The sequence below is a fragment of the Extensimonas perlucida genome, assembly GCF_007655255.1.
Classification (GTDB): Bacteria; Pseudomonadota; Gammaproteobacteria; order Burkholderiales; family Burkholderiaceae_C; genus Extensimonas; species Extensimonas perlucida.
Genome location: NZ_VMYE01000001.1, coordinates 492,760 through 510,131 on the forward strand (window position 1 = coordinate 492,760; position 17,372 = coordinate 510,131).

General features: G+C 67.3%; 17 protein-coding genes and 1 pseudogene. 6 read left to right on the top strand and 12 right to left on the bottom strand.

The window, feature by feature from the left end; all coding sequences use genetic code 11:
* Positions 1–20 precede the first annotated feature (20 nt).
* Positions 21–902, top strand: a complete 882-nt coding sequence (locus FK527_RS02545) for an ATP-binding protein (RefSeq protein WP_144729328.1) — start codon at positions 21–23, stop codon at positions 900–902.
* On the top strand, positions 883–1,389 hold the full coding sequence (locus FK527_RS02550; RefSeq protein WP_144729330.1) for a (deoxy)nucleoside triphosphate pyrophosphohydrolase: 507 nt from the start codon (positions 883–885) through the stop codon (positions 1,387–1,389). The genes FK527_RS02545 and FK527_RS02550 overlap by 20 nt, the downstream gene beginning before the upstream one ends.
* Here FK527_RS02550 and FK527_RS02555 read toward each other — a convergent pair.
* A complete protein-coding gene (locus FK527_RS02555; protein WP_246072632.1) occupies positions 1,375–2,640 on the bottom strand; it encodes an MgtC/SapB family protein in 1,266 nt (421 codons plus the stop codon). The two genes, FK527_RS02550 and FK527_RS02555, sit on opposite strands and share 15 nt — an antisense overlap.
* 81 nt (positions 2,641–2,721) lie before the next feature.
* Here FK527_RS02555 and FK527_RS02560 point away from each other — a divergent pair, with 81 nt between their 5' ends.
* A complete protein-coding gene (locus FK527_RS02560; protein WP_144729332.1) occupies positions 2,722–4,203 on the top strand; it encodes an AMP nucleosidase in 1,482 nt (493 codons plus the stop codon).
* Positions 4,204–4,289: 86 nt separating this feature from the next.
* Here the strand turns inward: FK527_RS02560 and FK527_RS02565 are convergent, their stop codons facing one another.
* The 4 genes from FK527_RS02565 to FK527_RS02580 form a co-directional block, all read right to left on the bottom strand.
* Positions 4,290–6,017: a diguanylate cyclase gene (locus FK527_RS02565; RefSeq protein WP_186298359.1), complete on the bottom strand. Its 1,728-nt coding sequence runs from the start codon at positions 6,015–6,017 to the stop codon at positions 4,290–4,292.
* Between the two features lie 8 nt (positions 6,018–6,025).
* Positions 6,026–7,105, bottom strand: a complete 1,080-nt coding sequence (locus tag FK527_RS02570; protein WP_246072633.1) for an extracellular solute-binding protein — start codon at positions 7,103–7,105, stop codon at positions 6,026–6,028.
* A gap of 146 nt (positions 7,106–7,251) precedes the next feature.
* Complete coding sequence (gene ybeY / locus FK527_RS02575) at positions 7,252–7,713, bottom strand: rRNA maturation RNase YbeY (protein ID WP_425460394.1); 462 nt, start codon at positions 7,711–7,713, stop codon at positions 7,252–7,254.
* 90 nt (positions 7,714–7,803) lie between these two features.
* A complete protein-coding gene (locus FK527_RS02580) occupies positions 7,804–8,754 on the bottom strand; it encodes a PhoH family protein (RefSeq protein ID WP_144729338.1) in 951 nt (316 codons plus the stop codon).
* Positions 8,755–8,871: 117 nt separating this feature from the next.
* Here FK527_RS02580 and ruvA point away from each other — a divergent pair, with 117 nt between their 5' ends.
* The 3 genes from ruvA to ruvB all read left to right on the top strand — a co-directional run bounded on the left by ruvA (position 8,872) and on the right by ruvB (position 12,503).
* The gene (gene ruvA / locus FK527_RS02585; protein WP_144729340.1) at positions 8,872–9,444 is read left to right on the top strand and encodes a Holliday junction branch migration protein RuvA; all 573 of its coding nucleotides are present in this window, start codon (positions 8,872–8,874) and stop codon (positions 9,442–9,444) included.
* Between the two features lie 121 nt (positions 9,445–9,565).
* Positions 9,566–11,206 carry a trypsin-like serine peptidase gene (locus FK527_RS02590; protein WP_144729342.1) on the top strand — a complete coding sequence of 547 codons (1,641 nt, stop codon included), beginning with the start codon at positions 9,566–9,568 and terminating at the stop codon, positions 11,204–11,206.
* Positions 11,207–11,438: 232 nt separating this feature from the next.
* Positions 11,439–12,503 carry a Holliday junction branch migration DNA helicase RuvB gene (ruvB, locus tag FK527_RS02595; RefSeq protein ID WP_144729344.1) on the top strand — a complete coding sequence of 355 codons (1,065 nt, stop codon included), beginning with the start codon at positions 11,439–11,441 and terminating at the stop codon, positions 12,501–12,503.
* Positions 12,504–12,571: 68 nt separating this feature from the next.
* Here ruvB and FK527_RS02600 read toward each other — a convergent pair whose 3' ends face one another.
* The 7 genes and pseudogenes from FK527_RS02600 to FK527_RS02630 form a co-directional block, all read right to left on the bottom strand.
* Positions 12,572–13,210 (bottom strand): histidine phosphatase family protein, encoded by a 639-nt coding sequence (locus FK527_RS02600; protein ID WP_144729346.1) that lies wholly within the window; start codon positions 13,208–13,210, stop codon positions 12,572–12,574.
* Between the two features lie 260 nt (positions 13,211–13,470).
* Positions 13,471–14,064, bottom strand: a complete 594-nt coding sequence (locus tag FK527_RS02605) for a DUF4136 domain-containing protein (protein ID WP_144729348.1) — start codon at positions 14,062–14,064, stop codon at positions 13,471–13,473.
* Between the two features lie 89 nt (positions 14,065–14,153).
* Positions 14,154–15,191 (bottom strand): tRNA 2-thiocytidine(32) synthetase TtcA, encoded by a 1,038-nt coding sequence (gene ttcA / locus FK527_RS02610; protein ID WP_144729350.1) that lies wholly within the window; start codon positions 15,189–15,191, stop codon positions 14,154–14,156.
* 4 nt (positions 15,192–15,195) lie between these two features.
* The gene (locus tag FK527_RS02615; protein WP_144729352.1) at positions 15,196–15,564 is read right to left on the bottom strand and encodes a dihydroneopterin aldolase; all 369 of its coding nucleotides are present in this window, start codon (positions 15,562–15,564) and stop codon (positions 15,196–15,198) included.
* The gene (locus FK527_RS02620; protein ID WP_144729354.1) at positions 15,561–15,959 is read right to left on the bottom strand and encodes a dihydroneopterin aldolase; all 399 of its coding nucleotides are present in this window, start codon (positions 15,957–15,959) and stop codon (positions 15,561–15,563) included. The genes FK527_RS02615 and FK527_RS02620 overlap by 4 nt, the downstream gene beginning before the upstream one ends.
* A complete protein-coding gene (locus FK527_RS02625; RefSeq protein ID WP_144729356.1) occupies positions 15,952–16,746 on the bottom strand; it encodes an SDR family NAD(P)-dependent oxidoreductase in 795 nt (264 codons plus the stop codon). Before FK527_RS02625 ends, FK527_RS02620 begins: the two co-directional genes overlap by 8 nt.
* Positions 16,747–17,110: 364 nt before the next feature.
* Positions 17,111–17,372: pseudogene (locus FK527_RS02630) on the bottom strand (integrase core domain-containing protein); the annotation flags it as partial.

Here is a 17,372-nt window from a genome sequence, read left to right on the forward strand (position 1 = left end):
CATAAGCGCTAGAGGCCAAAATGAACCAAAATTTCGAGCATCTGCTCGTGCGCGCCGAACAGCTCATCAGCCGCATCGAGTCCATTCTTCCGCAGCCTCTTTCGGCCCCCGATTGGGACGCCGCGATCGCCTGGCGCTACCGCAAGCGCAGCAACGGCCACGGCGTGCTCGAGCCCGTGCGCCATGTCGCGGCGATGCGCCTGTCTGATTTGCAGGAAATCGACGCGCAGAAGGAAAAAATCGTGCGCAACACCGAGCAGTTCGTGCAGGGCCGGCCTGCGAACAACGTGCTGCTCACGGGCGCGCGCGGCACGGGCAAGTCTTCGCTCGTCAAAGCCTGCCTGAACGCCTTTGCCGCGCAGGGGCTGCGCCTGATCGAGGTGGACAAGAGCGATCTGACCGACCTGCCCGACATCGTCGAGGTGGTGGCCGCGCGCCCGGAAAAGTTCATCGTCTTTTGCGACGACCTGAGCTTCGAGGAGGGCGAGCCCGGCTACAAGGCGCTCAAGTCGATTCTGGACGGCTCGGTGGCCGCGGCCACACCCAATGTGCTGATCTACGCGACCAGCAACCGCCGCCACCTGCTGCCCGAATACATGAAGGAAAACCTCAGCTACCAGCACAGCGAGGACGGCGAAGTGCACCCCGGCGAAGTGGTCGAGGAAAAAATCTCGCTCTCCGAGCGCTTTGGCCTGTGGGTGAGCTTTTACCCCTTCAGCCAGGATGAATACCTCGTCATCGTGCGCCAGTGGCTCGCGGCGCTGGGCGTGCCGGCGCCAGCCATAGAGGCCGCGCGCGCCGAGGCGCTGGTGTGGGCGCTGGAGCGCGGCTCGCGCAGCGGGCGCGTGGCCTACCAGTTTGCGCGCGATTTTGCGGGCCGCCATGGCGTCGCCAGCGCCTGAGCCGGTGGCGCCGCCGCAAGCTCAGGCGGTGGGTGTGGCGCAAAACAGCCCGCAAGCGCCGCAGCGCGCGCACACCGAAGTGGCCGTGGGCATTTTGCTGCGCGATGACGGCGCGCTGCTGCTGGCCACACGCCCGCCCGGCAAGCCCTATGCGGGCTACTGGGAGTTTCCGGGCGGCAAGATTGAAGCCGGCGAGACCGTGGAGCAGGCGCTGCGGCGCGAGCTGCACGAGGAGCTGGGCATCACCATAGGCCCGGCGAGCGTCTGGCGCGTGACCGAGCACGACTACCCGCACGCGCGCGTGCGCCTGCACTGGTGCAAGGTGTACCGCTGGAGCGGCGCATTCGAAATGCGCGAGGGCCAGACCATGGCCTGGCAGCACTTTCCGCTGCAGGTCAGCCCGGTGCTGCCGGGCGCGTACCCGGTGCTCGATGCGCTCGAGCAAGAGTGGCGGCAAGAGCGCGCGCAGGGCTCACAAAAGCCATAGACCCAAGACGAACACCAGCGTGTGCGCGAGCACACCCGGCACCACCGCCAGCGCATAGCGGGGGCCGCCGCTGACCAGCGCCATGCCGCTCTTGCTCAGCGCGTGCACCAGCGTGGCCGCCATCAGGGTGCGCTCGACCATGGGTGCTGCGGGCGTACCCGGCGCGCCGTGCGCGAGCAGCGCGGCGATGACCGAATGCAAGTCCGCGAGCGCCGCGAGCAGGGCGCCCGTCATCATGCCCGCGTCGCCCAGCCACAGGCCCAGGCCATAGACGCCGGCCTGCACGGCTGTGAGCAGCACTGCGATGACCAGCGCGTCGCGCAGGCGGAACATGGGCGTGTCGGCAGGCATTTGTGCGGCCGGTTTTTCACCCGCGCCTGCCAGGCCCGTGTGCGCGAGCCAGCTGCCATACACGCCGGCCACCAGCGCCGAAGCCAGCGCCGGCGCCGCCAGCTGCGGCAGCCAGGCCGGCTGAATGGTCGCGGCCACGGCCAGCATCTGCAGCATGGTGGCCACGCACGAGAGCACCGCCCCGCCCGCCTGCGCGCGCAGCGTGCCGCGCCCCGCGCGCAGCTCCAGCCCCAGATTCGCGATGGTGGCCGTGCTCGAGACGAAGCCCGAGGCCAACGCCGACAGCGTCAGCGCCTGGCGCGCCTGCAGCAGCCGCCGCCCAAGGTGCGCGAGCGACTGGATCAGGAGCAGCACCACGAGCAGGCGCACCAGCAGCTGCGGGTTCAGCACCTCGCCCCACAGCGGCCGGTCGGGCATCAGCGGCGCGACGATGAGGATCAGGGCCGCGAGGATCAGGCCGCCGCGCACCTCGCCGGGCTGCAGCCAGGTGTTGGCGAAGTTGTGCAGGCGCTCGCGTGCCGCCAGCAAGCCCGTGGCGGCCACGGCCAGCGCCGCGGCCAGCAGCTGGTCCTGTGTGCACATGGCGCCGATCACGTAGGCGAGGAAGAGGGCGATCTCGGTGGTCACGCCCGGGTCGCCCGAACGGTCCTTGGCATAGGCCGTGGCGCCCAGAATCGCCATGAACAGCGCCCCCACGGCCAGCAATGCCGGCATGGCCAGGATGGCCGTCGCCGCGCCGGCCAAGGCCGCCAGCGTGAACGAGCGCACGCCCGCGAGCGCGCGGTGCGGCCCGGTGCCTTTGCGTCGCTCACGCTCTATGCCCATCAGCAAACCGCAGCCAAACGCGCTCGCCAGCGCCGCCCAGGCCGAAGTCAGGCCACCCGAAGTCTCCATCACCATTTGCCTTTCATCTCAACCCGCGGCACCGCCCCATGCACGCACAGAACAGAGCCCAGAGCCGCGCGCGTGGACAATACCACCATGTTCGAACCTCCCGCCTTCATCGCCCCCACCCGCCACACCGACCCGGCCACAGCGTTGGCGCAGGTGCAGCAGATTTACCAGCAGCAGATCGACTACCTGCGCGCCGCCATGGGGCGCTTCGTGGCCGGCGAAACGCCGCCGCAGCCCGTGCGCGCCTGCTACCCCTTCGTGCGCCTGCACGTGGACACCGTGGCGCGCGCGCCTACGGCGCTGGCCTACGGCTTCGTCGAAGGGCCAGGGCATTACGAAACCACGCTCACGCGCCCCGACCTGTTCGCGCGCTACTACCTCGAGCAATTCCAGCTGCTGCGCCAAAGCCACGGCGTGGCGCTCGAAGTGGGCACGAGCACGCAGCCCATCCCGGTGCACTTCTCGTTCGCCGAAGACGATTATTTTGAAGGCGCGCTGAGCCCCGAGCGCCGCCTGCGCATGCGCGACCTGTTCGACCTGCCCGACCTCGCCGCCATGGACGACGGCATCGCCAACGGCACCTGGGAGCCCGTGCCCGGCGAGGCCAAACCGCTCGCGCTCTTCACCGCGCCGCGCGTGGACTACTCGCTGCACCGCCTGCGCCACTACACAGGCACGCTGCCAGAGTGGTTTCAGAACTTCGTGCTGTTCACCAACTACCAGTTCTACATCGACGAATTCATCCGCCTCGGGCACGCCGAAATGGCGCGGCCCGACAGCGACTACTGCGCCTTCGTCGAGCCCGGCAACGTGGTCACGCGCCGCGCGGGCCTGCCGCCCGAGGCCGGTGACGAGCGCGGCGCCCCGCCGCCGCGCCTGCCGCAAATGCCCGCCTATCACCTGGTGCGCGCCGACGGCAGCGGGATCACCATGGTCAACATCGGCGTCGGCCCGGCCAACGCTAAGACCATCACCGACCACATCGCCGTGCTGCGCCCGCACGCCTGGATGATGCTGGGCCACTGCGCGGGCCTGCGCAACAGCCAGCAACTCGGCGACTACGTGCTCGCCCACGCCTACGTGCGCGAAGACCATGTGCTCGACGAAGACCTGCCGCTGTGGGTGCCGATCCCGGCGCTCGCCGAAATCCAGGTGGCGCTCGAACAGGCCGTGGCCGAGGTCACGCAGGTGCACGGCGCCGACCTCAAGCGCATCATGCGCACCGGCACCGTGGCCAGCACCGACAACCGCAACTGGGAGCTGCTGCCCGGCAACACCCCGCAGCGCCGCTTCAGCCAGAGCCGCGCCGTCGCGCTCGACATGGAAAGCGCCACCATCGCCGCGAACGGCTTTCGCTTCCGCGTGCCCTACGGCACGCTGCTGTGCGTGAGCGACAAGCCGCTGCACGGCGAAATCAAGCTGCCCGGCATGGCCAACCAGTTCTACCGCGAGCGCGTCGATCAGCATCTGCGCATAGGCATGCACGCGATCGACATCCTGCGCGCCGCCGGCGCGCAGCGCCTGCACAGCCGCAAGCTGCGCAGCTTTGCCGAGGTGGCGTTTCAGTGAGGGGTGGGCCGGTCGGTTGAGACGGATGGCGCTGGGTGCTGCGCCCCACGTTGAGAGAGGTGAAAGGGGCTGTGGCAATCGTGGTTTCAGGACGCGCCCTGGCTGCCCGATGCAGCAAAGCGCCAGCACCCCTTGCCGGCCTCCTTGGCGGCGTACATGGCACGGTCTGCACTTTGCAGCAGTTCGGAGGCGGTGCGGCCGTCCTGCGGGTAGCGCGCCAGGCCGATGCTCGCGCCTACCCGCACCGTGGTGTGCCCCTGCCAGATCGCGATCGGGGCGCTGATCAGCTCGATGACCTTGGCAGCCAAAGTCTCGCAGGTATCTTGGTCTGGCGTGCCGTCGAGCAGCACGACGAATTCGTCGCCGCCCAGGCGCGCCAGGATGTCGGCCTGGCGCAGGCCGGCGCGCAATTGGTGCACCACCGTCTGCAACACCTGGTCGCCGCATTCGTGACCAAACTGGTCGTTGACGGGCTTGAAGCCGTCGAGGTCGATGAACATCAGGTCCACGGTCAGTCCGTGGCGTTGTGCACGCACCAGGGCCTGCTCGAGCAGCTGCATGAAAAAGCGTCGGTTGGGCAGCCCGGTCAGGCTGTCGTGCTGCGATAGGTGCTCGAGGGTTTGCTGGTTTTCGCGCAGGGTCTGTAGTTGGTCGCCCACGCGGTACTGCATGTGGGCGAAGCTGCGTGCCAGCGTGCCGATTTCGTCGTGGCGATCGACCGGCAGGTCGGTGGCCATGTCTCCCTGGCCGAAGCCGTGCGCCGCGCGCTCGAGTTGTGCAAGCGGCCGGGTAAAGGTGCGCGCCAGCAGGAACGCGAACACCAGACTTCCCATGGCTACCGGCACGGCCAGGCCCAGCAGGGCACGGCGCAACTGTTCTGCGCGCGCCAATACCTCGCTCGCGGGCTGGGCCAGACCGAGGATCAGCGTGCGTGATGGCGGCGCTGCATGGGGCGCGCCTTCTATGCGCGTGAATGCGGCCACCATGGGTTTGCTGGTGTCCAGGTTGAAGTCGAGCACTGCATGGTCGGTGGAGCCACCCACTACGGCCGCGAGGGCCGGCATGCTGGTCTGGATGAGGTGGCGCTCGCCACGGTCGAAGCCGAAGGTGAGCGTCGCATTGGGATGCAGCAGGATGTCTCCTTCTCCATTCGCCAAAAACAGCTGGTATGGCTTGGGCAGGTCCTGCGCCAGCAGGGCAAAGGTATTGCGCAAGTCCACATTGATCACCACCACGCCCAGGGCTTTGCCATTGGGTGCGTTCGGTGCGTACACGGGCATGGAAAATATCGCGGTGGGCTGCTCCAGGCCATCGTGTGCGCCGTCTTCGTGGTTGATGGCGATCTCTGAGCTGAACATCTCCTGCGCGGGCAGCGCGAGCGCCTCGGACACGTAGGGGAAGTGGGCCTTTTCCTGCAAGGCATCACCGTCGATGCGCAGCAGCTGGCCTTGATGGCGGTCTATGCGCACGCGCTCCAGGCCGTAGTCGGCGGCGCTGATGAGCCGCATCTGGAAGTACGCCGGCTGGCTGCGCATGCTGACGTCGAACCATTGTGCGAGCCTGTCGGCGGCATCGGCCTCGCTGTTTTTCAGGGCCCGCCCAGTCAAAGGGTGCTCCGCCACGATGCGCAGATCGCGCGCCACATTGGCGTGCATGACAGCCACGCGCCGCGCCAGCACCTGCGTGGAGGTGAGCAGCGCTTCCTGGGCACCCTCGACCAGCAATGTGCGGCTGACGCGCTCGGCCAGTACGGCCATCGCCAAAGCCGCCGCCAGTCCGATGCCCGCCAGCAGCAGGGCGAGCTTGTGGGCCATGCGCAGCTTCATGGCAGCAGCACCCGGGAAACGCGGTCACCCGCGACGATGCGGCGCCAGAGCCGGTTGCGCCGTGCGGTGTCCTCGGGGGGTTCCAGCCACCACAATCCTTGCGTGCCGTCTGGCGCAGCCTTGGTGCGCACATGCGACAAGCCATGGCGTTGCCGCATCACCGCGGCGGCTGCAGTGCCCAGCATGTGGTCTATCCAGGCGGCGGCGAGCTGCGTGTCGTGCGCCTGGCGGCTGATGGCCCAGCAGTCCAGCCAGGCCAGCGCGCCTTCGCGTGGCAGGGCGTAACCCACCTCTGCGCCCGCCGCGCGCAGCAGCTGCAGCTGCTGCGTGCCGTAATTGGCAAACATCAGCGCTGCTTTCCGGCGCATGAACCAATCGACCGATTCTTCCGGCTGGGTGTAAAAACCCATGGCGTTGCGGCGCAAGGCCACGAGCTGTTCCACGGCGGGCACCCAATCGGTTTCGCGCAGCCGAAACGGCGAAGGCGCGCCAAGCACCTGCGCCGCAAGCGAGAAATTGTGTGTGCCGCTGTCGTAGGCCAGCACGCGCCCGCGCCAGCGCGGATCCCACAGCGCCCGGATGCTTTGGGGCGGCTGCGGCATCTGGCGCAGGTCGTGGATCAGGCCCATGTCGGCAAACACGAAGGGCACACCGAACACCTGCACGCCCCGCACCAGCCCGCCTATGGCTGAGAGATCGCGCAGGCGCGGTTGCCATTCGGGCTGCGAGCGCAGCGCCGCGCGCGGCACTGCCTGCACCAGGTCTGCCTGGATATAGCGCTGCAGCTCGGCCGTGTTGAGCGCCAGCACGTCGAAGTCGCCGCCCTGCCGCGCCTGCATGCGCTGCCACAAAACCTCGTCGGACGCCACGATATTCACCGCCACGCGGCAGCCATGGCGCCGCTCGAAGTCCTGCACCAGGTCATCGTCGGCGTAGCCGGGCCAGGCAAGAATGCGCAGGTCTGCCACACGTCCCAGCGCGGCCGTGGCGCGGCCAGGCAAAGCGGCGCCCAGCACGGCAGCCGCCGCACTGCTCAGCACGCAGCGGCGCGTAGGCCCGAATGCGAAGGGTGACATGGCAAAGGCGCGGGGAGGAGGTGCGCGATGATAACGACAACACTTTGCATACCCCCATGTCTGCACATGCGCCCGCACATGCGCGCCAAGCGGCGCGGCCTTGTCCGATGCGCCTTGCGGCCCGCTTGCGGCCCGCGTCTGGGCGCTTAGGGATCGCTGCGCTGGTAAGGATCGGCCAGGCCCAGGCCGCGCAGGACTTCGGACTCGCGCGCTTCCATGGCCTGCGCGTCGGCCTCGCTGGTTTCGTGGTCCCAGCCCTGCGCGTGCAGCGTGCCGTGCACGATCAGGTGCGCGTAGTGCTCGGCCAGGGGCTTGCCCAGCGCGCGCGCCTCGCTCTCGACCACCGGCGCGCACAGCACCAGGTCGGCCAGCACCACGGGCTCCTGCGCGTAGTCGAAGGTGAGCACGTTGGTCGCGTAGTCCTTGTGGCGGTAGTCGCGGTTCAGCGCCCGGCCTTCATCGCTGCCGACGATGCGCACGGTGATCTCGGCGTCGCGCGCGAGCGCATGGCGAATCCAGCGCTGCACGCGGTGGCGCGGCAGCGCGGCGCGGTGCGCGGCCACGCCGTCAAAGTGCGCGAACTGCAGGGACAGGGTCAGATTTTTCATGGTCAAAATGGCATCTAACGCAGGTGGGACGTGCGCTAGCAGCTATCAAAATAGGAATAATCCGAGCCGCTCAGCACGGCCTTACCTTATTCAGGGCGCTGCCGGCGCACGGCCGCGCGGGGCGCTGTAGGCATCGACGATGCGCGCGACCAGCGGGTGGCGCACCACGTCGGCGCTCGTGAAGTGCGTGAACGCGATGCCCTGCACGCGCTTGAGCACGTGTTCGGCGTCGATCAGGCCGCTGGGCGCGCCCTTGGGCAGGTCGATCTGGCTCACGTCGCCGGTCACCACGGCCTTGGCGCCGAAGCCCAGGCGAGTGAGGAACATCTTCATCTGCTCGGGCGTGGTGTTTTGCGCCTCGTCGAGGATCACGAAGGCGTTGTTCAGCGTGCGCCCGCGCATGAAGGCCAGCGGCGCGATCTCGAGCGCGTTGCGCTCGAACGCCTTTTGCACCTTGTCGAAGCCCATGAGCTCGTAGAGCGCGTCGTACAGCGGGCGCAGGTACGGGTCAACCTTTTGCGTCAGGTCACCGGGCAAAAAGCCCAGGCGCTCGCCCGCCTCGACGGCCGGGCGCGTGAGCACGATGCGCTGCACCGCGCTGCGCTCGAGCGCATCGACCGCGCAGGCCACGGCCAGGTAAGTCTTGCCGGTGCCGGCCGGGCCTATGCCGAAGGTGATGTCGTGCTGCGCGATGTTGTCGAGGTACAGGCCCTGGCGCGGCGTGCGCGCGCGCAGGTCGGCGCGGCGCGTGCTAAGCACGATGGCGTCGGGCGGCGGCTCGATCAGGCTGCTGTCGCCCGCGAGCATGAGCTGCAGCAGGTCTTCGCCCAGCGGCTGCTCGGCCTGCTCGTACAGCGCCTGCAAAAGCTCCATCGCCTGCGTGGCCTGGGCCTTGGGGCCATCGACCTTGAACTGCTCGTGGCGGTGCGCTATGCGCACCTGCAGCGCCGCTTCGATGGTGCGCAGGTGCGCGTCGGCCGGCCCGCACAGGTGCGTGAGCCGGGTGTTGTTGTGGGGGGTAAAAGTGTGGCGCAGGATCACGCGGATAATTTGGGACGCATTCCCGGCCATTGCAAGGCTTGTTCGCAGCCTTTCGGACGCCAGGATCAGGACAAAAAATGGTGGCGGCATGCCGCTTGCCACCGGCAAAGGATCGCAATGATAGGCAAATTGACCGGCACCCTGCTCGAAAAGAACCCGCCCGAGGTGCTGCTGGACTGCCAGGGCGTGGGCTACGAGGTGCTCGTGCCCATGAGCACCTTCTATCACCTGCCCGGCGTGGGCGAGCGCGTGAGCCTGCTCACGCAGTTCATCGTGCGCGAGGATGCGCAGCTGCTCTACGGCTTTGCCACGATGACGGAGCGCGCGGCCTTTCGTGAGCTCATCAAGGTCGCGGGCGTGGGCCCGCGCACGGCGCTGTCGGTGCTCAGCGGCCTGAGCGTGGCCGAGCTCGCGCAGGCGATTGCGCAGCAGGAGCCGGGCCGGCTCGTCAAGGTGCCCGGCATCGGCAAGAAAACCGCCGAGCGCCTGCTGCTCGAACTCAAGGGCAAGCTCGCGCCCGATCTGGGCCTGGCGCCCGCGCAGGCGCGCAGCGACGCGCACACCGACATCCTGCAGGCGCTGCTCGCGCTCGGCTACAACGACAAGGAGGCGAACGCCGCGCTCAAGGCCCTGCCGCCCGAGGTGGGCGTGAGCGAGGGCATCAAGCTCGCGCTCAAGACGCTGGCGTGAGGGCTTTGCAGCCTTCCGCAAGGCTACCACCCGCCCCGGCGCCTTGCGTCATCGCCCCGCAGTACGATTGCCTGGCCCTTTTTCTTCCAACTCCTTGCACCCATCTTCATTGGAGGCTCCTATGCGCAACCGCACCGCCTTGCTTCGCGGGATGAACGGCGCCATTTCCCATCCTACGCAGGGCGCCATGCGAGTGTGGGCGCGGCAGTGGAAGGCCGCGGGCAGCCTCGCGCTCGCAGCGCTCCTCGCAGCCTGCGGGGGCGGGGGGGCGGACGCTGCCTCCAGCCCTTCCCCCAGCGTGGATGCCGCCTGCAAGGCCGCGGCAGTGGCGCCGCTGCGTGTGCAGGCGTATCGCCCCAGCACCGTCCAAACCAAGGCCGCCAGCGCCGTCGCACGCCCGCGCATGCCGGCCAGTGCGGCGCTGCGCACGGTGCGCCTGGCAGCGCTTGGCGTCGACGCGGGCGACACCTCGCGCATGCCCGGCGTGCAAACCATAGGCCCGGCGCGCAGCCTGCCACAAAGCGCGAGCACAGCGGCGACGGCGGCGCTGCTCGCGTGGCAGACGCTCGCCGACGGCAGCCAGGTCGCGGCGTTGCGCTTTCAGTCAGCGGGGGCGCAGGGCCTGCGTCTGGGTATCGTGGTGGAGCAAATGCCTGCCGAAGCGGTGCTGCGGTTTTATACGCCCGATGGCGCGGCATCGTATGGCGTGACGGGCAGCGAAATCCTCGCCACCATCGCACGCAACCAGCAGGCGGGCGACAGCAGCGCCGCCGCGCGCACCTACTGGAGCCCCGACGTCGGCGGCGACACGGTGGTGCTCGAAGTCGAACTGCCCGCGGGTACCGACCCCGCTGCGCTGCGCATCGCAGTGCCGCAGCTGTCGCACTTTCGCGTCGCGCCGCAAGCGCTGGCAGACGCTGCTGTGGGCGCGGCATCGTCCGCGGCCAGATCGGGCGGCACGGCAGCCATCGTGCCCAAGGCCGGCACGGCCGATTTCTGCGAAGTCGATACCGCCTGCAACCCCGACTACGCCAATGAAAGCAACGCGGTCGCGCGCATGCTGTTCGTTGACCAGGGCACGAGCTATCTGTGCACGGGCACCTTGCTCAACGACACGGCATCGAGCGGCACGCCGTACTTTCTCGGCGCGCGGCACTGCATCCCGTCGCAGACCGTGGCTTCGACGCTCACCACGTATTGGTTTTTCCGCGCCGCGGCCTGCAAAGGCGCCAGCCTCGACGCACGCGCGAGCACCCTCAAAGGCGGGGCTACGCTGCTCGCCACCGATGGCGCGACCGACACGGCGCTGATGCGCCTCAACGAAGCCCCGCCGAGCGGCGCTGTCTTTGCCGGCTGGGACGCGTACACGCCCCTGCTCGGCCAAGCCGCGGCGCTGCTGCACCACCCGAACGGCGACTGGCAAAAGCTCAGCCTGGGCAGCCTGCAACAGTTCAGCAGCTGCACGCTCTCGGCCGATGGCGGCAGTTTCAGTTGCAGTGGTGCGGCGTCGGTCAGCGACAACTACCTCGGCGTGCAGTGGAGCAGCGGCGCCACGGCGCCCGGCAGCAGCGGCGGCGGCCTGTTTGCGGGCCAAAACGGCGCGCGCTATCTCGTCGCGCACCTCACGGCGGGCAGCGCGAGCTGCACGGTCAGCGGCGGCATGGACTTTTTCGGGCGCTTCGACCTCGCTTTCGCGGCAGGGCTCAAGCAGTGGCTCGCACCCGCGAGCAGCGCCTGCGTCAGCGACGCGAAGCTGCCTTGAGTCCCATTGTCAGGCGTCAGGGCGCCGGATGATGGTGAGGGTTTGCACGTTGCCGAGACACCCGTCATTGCGAGCCCCGCAGGGGCGCGGCAATCCAGTCCTGCCTTTGCAAAGGGCGCAGGCGCCGAATCCAAGGCCGTATGGATTGCCGCGGGCCTGGCGGCCCTCGCAATGACGGCGCGAGGGCAATGCCGCCTCTAAGGCACTCGCGTCCCGTGGCATGCTTGCGCCCATGAGCATTCACACCGACGACTTCAGTTCTGCACCATCCCCTGCCGCCACGCGGCGCGTAGTTTCGGCGGCGCCGGCCTCACCGCAGGAGGAGGCGCTCGAGCGCGCGCTGCGGCCCAAGCTGCTGCAGGAATACGTGGGCCAGGCCAAGGCGCGCGAGCAACTCGAGATTTTCATCGGCGCGGCGCGCCAGCGCGGCGAGGCGTTAGACCACGTGCTGCTGTTCGGCCCGCCGGGGCTGGGCAAGACCACGCTCAGTCACATCATCGCGGCCGAGCTCGGCGTGAACTTGCGCCAGACCAGCGGCCCCGTGCTCGAAAAGCCCAAAGACCTCGCGGCGCTGCTCACCAACCTCGAGAAGAACGACGTGCTCTTCATCGACGAGATCCACCGCCTCTCGCCCGTGGTCGAAGAAATCCTCTACCCCGCGCTCGAGGACTACCAGATCGACATCATGATCGGCGAAGGCCCCGCGGCGCGCTCGATCAAGCTCGACCTGCAGCCCTTCACGCTGGTGGGCGCCACGACACGCGCGGGCATGCTCACGAACCCGCTGCGCGACCGCTTCGGCATCGTCACGCGGCTGGAGTTTTATACGCCCGAGGAGCTCGCGCTGATCGTGCAGCGCAGCGCGGGCCTGCTGCGCGTGCCCATGGACGAGGCCGGCGGCCTGGAGATCGCGCGGCGCTCGCGCGGCACGCCGCGCATCGCCAACCGCCTGCTGCGGCGCGTGCGCGACTACGCCGAGGTCAAGGGCGACGGCCGCATCAGCGCCGAGATCGCGCACCGCGCGCTGGCGCTGCTCGACGTCGATCCGTTGGGCTTCGACGTGATGGACCGCAAGCTGCTCGAAGCCGTGATCCACCGCTTCGACGGCGGCCCCGTGGGCCTGGACAACATCGCCGCGAGCATAGGCGAAGAGCCCGGCACGATCGAGGACGTGATCGAGCCCTACCTGATCCAGCAAGGCTACCTGCAGCGCACCCCGCGCGGGCGCACCGCGACGCTCGCGGCATACCGGCACCTGGGCGTGGCGCCGCCGCAGGCGGCGGGCGGGCTTTTTTAAACGAAATCGCCCATTTACGCTGATCCAGAGCGCGTTAGATGCTATTTATTTCATTGCGATGCAGGGCTTCAGCCCGCGCTCTCGTCGCGTGCTGCGCCCTCGAGGTGCTGCGTGTCGGCCCAACCCACGAGCGTGAGGCCCTGCGGCGTCCAGAGCAGGCGGTTGATCGCGGCGTTGGCGAGCTGCCAGGTGCGCGGGGCCTGCAAGTCTTGTCCCGTGGCGGCGCGGTACAGCACGTCGAGCGTGCCGCCGTGCGCCACCAGCGCGATCAGCTCGCCCGCATGGCGCGCGGCCAGGCGCTGCACGGCTTCGGTCACGCGCGCGCGCAGCGTGTGCAGCGACTCGCCGCCCACGGGCGCATAGTGCGGGTCGCGCTCGCGCCAGCGACGTGCATGCTCGGGCCAGGCGGCTTCGACCTCGGCGAAAGTGCGGCCTTCGAAAATGCCAAAGCCGCGCTCACGCAGAGCGGGCTCGGGCACGAGCGGCGCGCCCGTCGCGTCGGCCACGGCCTGCGCGGTGCGGTAGGCGCGCTGCAGGTCGCTGGCGTAGATGGCGCGCACGGGTTCGCCGGCCAGCGCCTGCGCCAGGCGCTGCGCCTGCCACTGGCCGGTGGCATTGAGCGCGATGTCCTGGTGGCCCTGGATGCGCGCCTGGGCGTTCCAGGTGGTTTCGCCGTGGCGGATGGCGAGGATGCGGGTGGCTTGCATGAACCGAGATTGTCCATTAGGACGCGGGATGACCATTCCCCGTCATTGCGAGGGCCGAAGGCCCGCGGCAATCCATGGGGCCGTCGAAACAGCGCCTGCGCACGCTGCTAAGGACGGGACTGGATTGCCGCGCCCCTGCGGGGCTCGCAATGACGGGTTTCCTTGCATCGGCCCAAATGACCGCCAGCAGCCCGCCCGCGCCCGCGTAGGTGCGCAGCACCGCCTAATGGACAATCTGGGATGAAAGGATGTGGCGATGTTCAGCGCGGAATTTCGACGTTGACGCGGCGCGGGCCTGCGGGCGGGGTCGGAAAGCCCTGCAGCGCGGCGTCGAACATCGCGGCAAAGACGGGCAGGTCGTCGCTCCACACGCCGTCGTGCTGGGCGTGGGTTTCATAGACCACGCGGCCACTCGCGCTTTCGCGCAGGATCAGGCCGACCTCGCGCCGGTATTCTGTGGGCGGCGGAAAGCGCATCGAAATGCCGCCGTAAAAACCGCTGCCCCAGCCAGCCCAACCACCCCAAAATGGGTCGTACCAGTAATAGTCGGGCGCGAGCAGGCGGTCGGTGCGCGCATAGACCTGTGCGCTGAAATAGGGCGCGCGCGGGTCTTCGATGAGGCCGACCTTGGCCAGCGCCTCGCGCGCGAGCGCTTCCACCTTGTCCTGCTGCGCGCTGTAAGCCTGCTGCGAGGGCAGGCGCTCGAAGCGGTAGGTGGTGGGCACCGGCAGCACCTGCAGCTGCGAGAAGGCCTGCACGTCTGAATCGACGAGGCGCGTGCCCGCACAGCCGGCGAGCAGCAAACCCATGAGACTGAGGCACAACAGCAAGAAGAAAGAGCGTAGCGGGCGCATGGAAACTCCTTGGGGCTGCGTAGTGGCTGCGTAGTGGCTGCGTAGTGGCTGCGAGGTGCGTGCCTGTGCCCATCGAGCGCAAGCCCGCGTCAACCGAGCTGCACCACCTGCACGCCGGGCAGGCCCGAAGGGCCGGGCATGGCGGGCAGCTCCTCGGCGTCGAAGGCCTTGTCGCCCTCGGCGTCGGCCACGCCGGTGGCGCGCACGTTTTGAAAGTCGAACAATGCGCCGTCGAGCAGGTGCGAGGGCACGACGTGCTGCAGCGAGCGGAACATGCTCTCGAGGCGGCCGGGGAATTTTTTGTCCCACTCGCGCAGCATGTCGCCGATCTGCTTGCGCTGCAGGTTCTCCTGGCTGCCGCAGAGGTTGCACGGGATGATGGGAAATGCGCGGTACGCGGCCCAGCGCGCCGTGTCTTTTTCGGGCACGTAGGCGAGCGGGCGGATGACCACGTGCTCGCCGTCGTCGCTCGCGAGCTTCGGCGGCATGGCCTTCATGCGGCCGCCGAAGAACATGTTGAGCAGCAGCGTCTGCAGGATGTCGTCGCGGTGGTGGCCGAGCGCGATCTTGGTCGCGCCCAGCTCGTTCGCGACGCGGTACAGGATGCCACGGCGCAGCCGGCTGCACAGGCTGCAGGTGGTCTTGCCCGGCGGCACGAGCTTTTGCACGATGCTGTAGGTGTCCTCGGTTTCGATGTGAAAGGGCACGCCGGTGCTGCGCAGGTATTCGGGCAGCACATGCGCAGGAAAGCCCGGCTGCTTCTGGTCGAGATTGACCGCGACGAGCTCGAAGCGCACGGGCGCGCGCGCCTGCAGCTTGCGCAGGATGTCGAGCAGCGTGTAGCTGTCCTTGCCGCCCGAGAGGCAGACCATGACCTTGTCGCCTTCTTCGATCATGCGAAAGTCGCTGATCGCGCGGCCGACTTCGCGGCACAGGCGCTTTTCGAGCTTGCGCGCCTCGCGCTCGATCTTCAGGCGCGGCGCGCCGCTGGAGGCGCTGCCCTTAGCTTCGGCGTTAACTGCGGCGTGGGCGCTGTCGGTGGAGATTTCGTTGGGGGCGTCGGCGGGGCTATCGGCGCGGATGTCCTCTGCGATCTCGCCCCAGGTGCTGGTGTGTGCTGTGTGCATGGGTTTACCACTGTCCGGTTTCGACGCGAATGGCCACTTCGCAGTCGGCAAAAATTTCGAGTTTGGCGATTTTCACGCGCACGCCGAGCACGCCGGGCAACTGCAGCAGCCGCCGCGCGAGCTTGCCGATCAGGCTCTCGAGCAGGTTCACATGCTCGGCCGTGCACTCGTCGATGATGATCTGGCGCACGCGCCGGTAGTCGAGCACGTTGTGGATATGGTCGTCGCGCGGCGCCAGCGGCTGCAGGCCCAGGTGCAGTTCGGCATCGACCTGGATGGGCTGCGGCGCGTTCTTCTCGTGCGCGAGGATGCCCAGATTGGCGTCGAAGCGCAAGCCCGTGAGGCTGAGGACTTGGGTGCCGGCGGCGGTCATGCCGTCCCCTGTTTGATATGCAGCACCTCCACGCCCACTGCTTCGGTGTCTGGATAGACATCGGGCTTGCAGGTGGACAGCCGAACGGCCTGGACTTGCGGGTGACCGATCAATTCGGCGGCAATGTCGTCGCACAGCGTTTCTTGCAATTCGATGTGACCCTTTTGCACGCGTCGGGCGATCACGTGGCGCACAAAGTCGTAGTCCACCACTTCCGCCAAGCGATCCGCGCGGGGTGTCGAATACCCATAAGGCACGAACAGTTCCACGTTAAAAATCACCCGTTGGCTTTGGCTTTTTTCGAAGTCATGGGCACCAATGCGCACGTCGACGACATGGTTGGTCAGAAAAATGCGGCGGCAATGCAAGGCGAGTTGCGCCAAGGGATCAAGCATTGGTACTCCCTTTCAGCAGGTCTTCGACGATGAACATCACATCGCGGGGCAGCGGAATCAGGTGCTGCCCATTGTCCACGGCAACCGTGGTTCCGGTGATGCAGGGGTTTTCTGCCAGGAACAAGCAGGTGGCTGCGACTTGCCGAGGGTCCGTAGGCTGGCGTAGAAGGTTGATGCGACTTGCGACGTCGAAATTGTCCTGTGTTTGCGGCCCGCTGAGATACATCAGCCCAGGAGCGACGCCGCACACTCGTATCGAAGGCGCCAAAGCCTGCGCTTGGAGTGCGACGGAGCGCTCAAGGGCGAGTTTGGAGAGGGTGTAGGAAAAATAGTCCGGGTTCAGGTTGAATACCTTTTGATCCAGCACGTGGAGGATGCTGCGCTCGCCGTTCGACGGGGAGGGATACGGCTGCCTGGCCATGAGGCTGGACAAAGATAAGGGCGCGAGCAGGTTCACCTCGAGTTGCTGGCGCGTCGTCGCGACGTTCAGTCGCTCTGCGCTGTCGGGTTCAAAAGTGGAGGCGTTATTGACGATGCAGCGCAGTGCGCCAGTCTGCGCGGTGATTTGCTGCACCATTTGCTGGCGCTGCTCCTCATCCGCCAGATCGGCTCGAATGGGGTGAGCCTGTACGCCGGCCGCACGAAGCTCGGCGCACAGGTGCTGGGCGGCTTCCTCGGAGTGCTGAAAATGGCACCAGACCTCCCAGCCGGCCTGCGCGAACTGACGACAAATGAGGGCGCCGAGGCGTTGAGCACCTCCGGTGACGAGGACGCTTTTATTTGCCATCGGCCACCTCGGCGTCCAGCAAGCCGCGAATGAAGAAAGCGAAGTCCTGGACAAAATAAAGCCGCTCGGCCGGGTTCAGCAAAAAATCGTCACCCAGCGCCTTGATGAAAACGATGCCGGCGTGGCCTGGTTTTTCGCCGTAAAGCGGCTCCCCATTTCGGAGATAGCCCTCTTTTTCTGCGCCGAAGAAACACGACTTGTAGCGCACAATCAATTCAGCGAAATCGTCGGCTTGATGGGCTGTTTGGGGTAGCCAGACGACGAAATTGACCTTTTTGACATTTAATTCCAATTTGAAATTCAGTCTGCGTTCCACGTGAATGTTTGGGTCGAGATGGGTGTCGGCAATATGCAGTGTGTAGTTGTCCAGTCCCGGACGATCATAAGGCCGCCGATGGAACAAATGAGGGTATGAATCGTACCACCCACTCATAGCCTGCATAGGCGTCTTGCTCTGCAGGGCTGATTGGGGCAAGTGGTGGTTGTAGAGCTGCACATACCGCAACAAAGTCTGCTCCAAGTCCTCCCCGCTATGAAAGTGGTGCGTCTTGAGCACATCAGCGATGCGGCCGTTGAAGCGTTCCACCATCCCATTCGTCTTGGGCGTTCTGGGCTTGGTCAGGCGA

What these genes read in the sequence shown, in the direction of transcription:
- FK527_RS02545 (WP_144729328.1), top strand. Translation starts at nt 21, where the DNA reads ATGAACCAAAATTTCGAGCATCTGCTCGTGCGCGCCGAACAGCTCATC.
- FK527_RS02550 (WP_144729330.1), top strand. Translation starts at nt 883, where the DNA reads ATGGCGTCGCCAGCGCCTGAGCCGGTGGCGCCGCCGCAAGCTCAGGCG.
- FK527_RS02555 (WP_246072632.1), bottom strand. Translation starts at nt 2,640, where the DNA reads ATGGTGATGGAGACTTCGGGTGGCCTGACTTCGGCCTGGGCGGCGCTG.
- FK527_RS02560 (WP_144729332.1), top strand. Translation starts at nt 2,722, where the DNA reads ATGTTCGAACCTCCCGCCTTCATCGCCCCCACCCGCCACACCGACCCG.
- FK527_RS02565 (WP_186298359.1), bottom strand. Translation starts at nt 6,017, where the DNA reads ATGGCCCACAAGCTCGCCCTGCTGCTGGCGGGCATCGGACTGGCGGCG.
- FK527_RS02570 (WP_246072633.1), bottom strand. Translation starts at nt 7,105, where the DNA reads ATGTCACCCTTCGCATTCGGGCCTACGCGCCGCTGCGTGCTGAGCAGT.
- ybeY (WP_425460394.1), bottom strand. Translation starts at nt 7,713, where the DNA reads ATGAAAAATCTGACCCTGTCCCTGCAGTTCGCGCACTTTGACGGCGTG.
- ruvA (WP_144729340.1), top strand. Translation starts at nt 8,872, where the DNA reads ATGATAGGCAAATTGACCGGCACCCTGCTCGAAAAGAACCCGCCCGAG.
- FK527_RS02590 (WP_144729342.1), top strand. Translation starts at nt 9,566, where the DNA reads ATGCGCAACCGCACCGCCTTGCTTCGCGGGATGAACGGCGCCATTTCC.
- ruvB (WP_144729344.1), top strand. Translation starts at nt 11,439, where the DNA reads ATGAGCATTCACACCGACGACTTCAGTTCTGCACCATCCCCTGCCGCC.
- FK527_RS02600 (WP_144729346.1), bottom strand. Translation starts at nt 13,210, where the DNA reads ATGCAAGCCACCCGCATCCTCGCCATCCGCCACGGCGAAACCACCTGG.
- FK527_RS02605 (WP_144729348.1), bottom strand. Translation starts at nt 14,064, where the DNA reads ATGCGCCCGCTACGCTCTTTCTTCTTGCTGTTGTGCCTCAGTCTCATG.
- ttcA (WP_144729350.1), bottom strand. Translation starts at nt 15,191, where the DNA reads ATGCACACAGCACACACCAGCACCTGGGGCGAGATCGCAGAGGACATC.
- FK527_RS02615 (WP_144729352.1), bottom strand. Translation starts at nt 15,564, where the DNA reads ATGACCGCCGCCGGCACCCAAGTCCTCAGCCTCACGGGCTTGCGCTTC.
- FK527_RS02620 (WP_144729354.1), bottom strand. Translation starts at nt 15,959, where the DNA reads ATGCTTGATCCCTTGGCGCAACTCGCCTTGCATTGCCGCCGCATTTTT.
- FK527_RS02625 (WP_144729356.1), bottom strand. Translation starts at nt 16,746, where the DNA reads ATGGCAAATAAAAGCGTCCTCGTCACCGGAGGTGCTCAACGCCTCGGC.